The following is a 3,407-nucleotide window of genomic DNA, read 5'->3' as shown; positions in this document are numbered from 1 at the left end:
TGGTGTGTGTGTTCTTACAGCAATTTCTTATGAATGAACCTGGCCCTTTGTGGTCGTGGTTCTCTCGAATAGATGATGCATCATCGAACATTTTTTGTTTGGTGTGTGTGGTCAAGTTTTTAAGGGCACACGGTGGATGCCTTGGCATTAGGAGCCGAAGAAGGACGTAGGAATCTGCGATAAGCCTGGGGGAGTTGATAACCGAACGGTGATCCCAGGATGTCCGAATGGGGAAACCCCGCACAACGCTGCAAGGTGATTGTGTGACCCGCATCTGAACACATAGGGTGCGTGGGGGGAACGCGGGGAAGTGAAACATCTCAGTACCCGCAGGAAGAGAAAACAAGAGTGATTCCGTTAGTAGTGGCGAGCGAACGCGGATCAGGCTAAACCGTTCATGTGTGATAGCCGGCGGGCGTTGCATGGGCGGGGTTGTGGGACTTTCCGTACTGGTTCTGCCGGACTGGTGGGGTGTGGTGCAGGCATAGGTGAACGGTCTTGAAAGGCCGGCCAGAGAGGGTGTGAGCCCCGTAACCGTAATGTTGTGTATCCCCTGGAGAGGATCCCAAGTAGCACGGGGCCCGAGAAATCCCGTGCGAATCTGTCAGGACCACCTGATAAGCCTAAATACTTCCTAATGACCGATAGCGGACCAGTACCGTGAGGGAAAGGTGAAAAGTACCCCGGGAGGGGAGTGAAACAGTACCTGAAACCGTGTGCTTACAATCCGTCGGAGCCAGTCTGATTCTGGTGACGGCGTGCCTTTTGAAGAATGAGCCTGCGAGTTAGTGTTACGTCGCGAGGTTAACCCGTGTGGGGTAGCCGTAGCGAAAGCGAGTCTGAATAGGGCGAGTGTAGTGGCGTGATCTAGACCCGAAGCGGAGTGATCTACCCATGGCCAGGTTGAAGCGACGGTAAGACGTCGTGGAGGACCGAACCCACTTCAGTTGAAAATGGAGGGGATGAGCTGTGGGTAGGGGTGAAAGGCCAATCAAACTCCGTGATAGCTGGTTCTCCCCGAAATGCATTTAGGTGCAGCGTTGCGTGTTTCTTGCCGGAGGTAGAGCTACTGGATGGCCGATGGGCCCTACAAGGTTACTGACGTCAGCCAAACTCCGAATGCCGGTAAGTGAGAGCGCAGCAGTGAGACTGTGGGGGATAAGCTTCATAGTCGAGAGGGAAACAGCCCAGACCACCAACTAAGGCCCCTAAGCGTGTGCTAAGTGGGAAAGGATGTGGAGTTGCGAAGACAACCAGGAGGTTGGCTTAGAAGCAGCCATCCTTGAAAGAGTGCGTAATAGCTCACTGGTCAAGTGATTCCGCGCCGACAATGTAGCGGGGCTCAAGTACACCGCCGAAGTTGTGGATTTCACACATTGCCCTAGCCTTCGTGGTTCAGGGGTGTGGAGTGGTAGGGGAGCGTCGTGTGGGCAGTGAAGTCGCGGTGGAAACCAGCGGTGGAGCCTACACGAGTGAGAATGCAGGCATGAGTAGCGAAAGACGGGTGAGAAACCCGTCCGCCGAATGATCAAGGGTTCCAGGGTCAAGCTAATCTGCCCTGGGTAAGTCGGGACCTAAGGCGAGGCCGACAGGCGTAGTCGATGGACAACGGGTTGATATTCCCGTACCGGCGAAAAACCGCCCATGCCAAGCGGGGGATACTAACCGCCCGGAGCCTGCCCTATCACCCTTGTGGTGTGTGGGTTTTGGCCGAGCGCGGGACCTGATCCCGGGAGGTAAGCGTATTAACAGGTGTGACGCAGGAAGGTAGCCGGGCCGGGCGATGGTTGCCCCGGTCTAAGGATGTAGGGTCAGGGATAGGCAAATCCGTTCCTGTGTGCTTCGAGCACGTGCCTGAGATCTGATGGGACTCCCGTTTGGGGGGATCCGGTGATCCTATGCTGCCAAGAAAAGCATCGACGCGAGGTTTTAGCCGCCCGTACCCCAAACCGACACAGGTGATCAGGTAGAGAATACCAAGGCGATCGAGAGAATTATGGTTAAGGAACTCGGCAAAATGCCCCCGTAACTTCGGGAGAAGGGGGGCCTGCCCCGTGATGGAGACTTGCTCTCCGTGAGCGGGTGTGGGCCGCAGAGACCAGGGGGAAGCGACTGTTTACTAAAAACACAGGTCCGTGCGAAGTCGCAAGACGATGTATACGGACTGACTCCTGCCCGGTGCTGGAAGGTTAAGAGGACCGGTTAGCCCGTAAGGGCGAAGCTGAGAATTTAAGCCCCAGTAAACGGCGGTGGTAACTATAACCATCCTAAGGTAGCGAAATTCCTTGTCGGGTAAGTTCCGACCTGCACGAATGGAGTAACGACTTCCCCGCTGTCTCAACCATAAACTCGGCGAAATTGCAGTACGAGTAAAGATGCTCGTTACGCGCAGCAGGACGGAAAGACCCCGAGACCTTTACTATAGTTTGGTATTGGTGTTCGGAGTGGCTTGTGTAGGATAGGTGGGAGACGTTGAAGCCCGGACGCCAGTTCGGGTGGAGTCATCGTTGAAATACCACTCTGGTCACTTTGGACATCTAACTTCGGCCCGTGATCCGGGTCAGGGACAGTGCCTGATGGGTAGTTTAACTGGGGCGGTTGCCTCCTAAAAAGTAACGGAGGCGCCCAAAGGTTCCCTCAGCCTGGTTGGCAATCAGGTGTCGAGTGTAAGTGCACAAGGGAGCTTGACTGTGAGAGAGACATCTCAAGCAGGGACGAAAGTCGGGACTAGTGATCCGGCGGTACATTGTGGAATGGCCGTCGCTCAACGGATAAAAGGTACCTCGGGGATAACAGGCTGATCTTGCCCAAGAGTCCATATCGACGGCATGGTTTGGCACCTCGATGTCGGCTCGTCGCATCCTGGGGCTGGAGTAGGTCCCAAGGGTTGGGCTGTTCGCCCATTAAAGCGGTACGCGAGCTGGGTTTAGAACGTCGTGAGACAGTTCGGTCCCTATCCGCTGCGCGCGCAGGAAATTTGAGAAGGGCTGTCCTTAGTACGAGAGGACCGGGACGGACGAACCTCTGGTGTGTCAGTTGTACTGCCAAGTGCATCGCTGATTAGCTACGTTCGGATGGGATAACCGCTGAAAGCATCTAAGCGGGAAGCTCGCTTCAAGATGAGATTTCCATACACATCATGTGTGAGAGGCCCCCAGCCAGACCACTGGGTTGATAGGCCGGATGTGGAAGCGAGGACTAAAGACTCGTGAAGCTGACCGGTACTAATAGGCCAACAACTTACACCACACACAACACTGCACGCGTCCACTATGTGGTTCCCGAACAACAACCCGTTGTTACAGGAACAAACACAACTGAATAACAACACCACAGTTATAACCACACCGTTATAACAACACCACAGTTGTAACCACACATACTTCCCACCCCCACCACACCGTGGC

At 54.8% G+C, this 3,407-nt stretch carries 1 rRNA gene; it reads left to right on the top strand.

The features are described 5' to 3' along the window. Positions 1-109 precede the first annotated feature (109 nt). Positions 110-3,249 (top strand): 23S ribosomal RNA (locus ACIQC5_RS24155). The last annotated feature ends 158 nt before the right edge of the window (positions 3,250-3,407 follow it).

Source organism: Paenarthrobacter sp. NPDC092416 (genome assembly GCF_044755025.1).
Taxonomy (GTDB): Bacteria; Actinomycetota; Actinomycetes; order Actinomycetales; family Micrococcaceae; genus Arthrobacter.
Note: the sequence above shows the minus strand (reverse complement) of the source record. Positions and strands in the feature narration are given on the sequence as shown.